General features: G+C 41.9%; 1 pseudogene. It reads right to left on the bottom strand.

From position 1 onward, the window contains the following. Positions 1-1,553: pseudogene (locus tag BIZ37_RS30120) on the bottom strand (hypothetical protein); the annotation flags it as partial.

The raw sequence follows: 1,553 nt of genomic DNA, 5'->3' as shown, positions 1-1,553 counted from the left end.
GCATCAGGAGCAACATTGATAATGATCTCTTTAGTAACAGATTCTGCGGTATCGAGGTTATCCTTCTCTTGGCTTTGTGCATAAACATCAAGCTTGATGTCACCACTAAAGTTATCAGCAGGGTCAACTTCAATTGAATCGATATCAGCAGCGGCAACCTTAAACACGCCAGAACCAACTGATGTTTCCACCATATTATTACCAACAAGGGTTCCATTACCCTCTTTAATCGTCAGGTAATAATAAAGATTTTCAGACGTTGTATTGTTGCCATCATCATCCTGCAACAACGCAGTTAAATTGAGGGCCACATTTTCTTTATCCTCAGTAATATCGGCACTGTAGTGGTAAGTTGAATTAGCATCATCCCAAACAGGCTTATCAGCAACGCCCTCAACATGGACAGTAAAACTCCCGCTCATCGGTGAGTGATGATCACCATCACTCGTTTCCACTTGTGCAGAAACATTAAATAGTAAGTCGCCATTTATAGTTGAGAAATCTTCATCAGGCATGAAGGTCACTCCATTCAAGGAATAAACGTTGTCTCCAGTGTCTGAAAAAGCCAATGGATCAATAGTCACTGAGCCATCGCCATTAGGAGTAATCACAACCCCATTTAGCAAAAAGCTACCAGGCATTTGATCATCTGGGGTAATTGTCACTGTACCAATCGATTCACCACGGTCTGCATCACCCAAATCAATGTCCATCGATATTGGGATACCAAAATAGGTCGTAGCTATCTGATCGGTATCACTCTCATTATCTTCGAAACCGCTGCTGTCGCGGGTAGTTAGACTGGTTCCTTGATCGGATATCTTAATTGTCACAATACCCGTATCAATATCACCATCACCATCGGTTACTTTGACCGTAATAGTTTCGGTTATTTCCGCTTCATTGTGGATGAGATCAGGGTTAGCGTTAAATTTGACCTGCCCATTCCCCTTGAAGAAAACAGTTCCAAGCTCTTGTTGAGGTGTGGAATCGTCATAAACCTTAAACGCATTGTTGTTGAAATTATTTCCACTGACAGCGTACTCCACGCCGTCAATAATCACCGCTGTTACATTAGCGTCATCAGCCCCTTCCCCAGATGAGTTCAACACATCAACTTTACCGCTGTTTCTACCCTCGGTAACCGTAATGTTTTTATCTTTAACCGTTGGAGTATCATCGAGCACTACGACATCTATTGAGTAATTGGCGCTTTTATCACCATCTTGATCAATAGCATATACCGGAATAGCAATGTTCAAGCTATCTTTGCCCTGAACAGAGTGGTCTAACGGTCGAATAATCTCGAAACTATAGCTACCATTGGCATTTAATTGGTATTCAAAGATAACTTTGTTATCGGCTACCCCTTGATACAAACCATTTCCGGAATCAACTAAGCTAACATCTTTGTTATCTGACTTGAGGCTGTTATTCAAATTAAAGCTTGCAATATCAACCCCATAGCCGATAACTGTATCACTACCTACATCAACAGTGATCTGACCGGAGTCGGACTCATCATTCCCCCTACGAGTTGAACCTCTGTGGAT

It is taken from the genome of Photobacterium sp. BZF1, assembly GCF_014349205.1.
Lineage (GTDB): Bacteria > Pseudomonadota > Gammaproteobacteria > Enterobacterales > Vibrionaceae > Photobacterium.
This window is presented reverse-complemented; position numbering and strand designations above follow the sequence as displayed.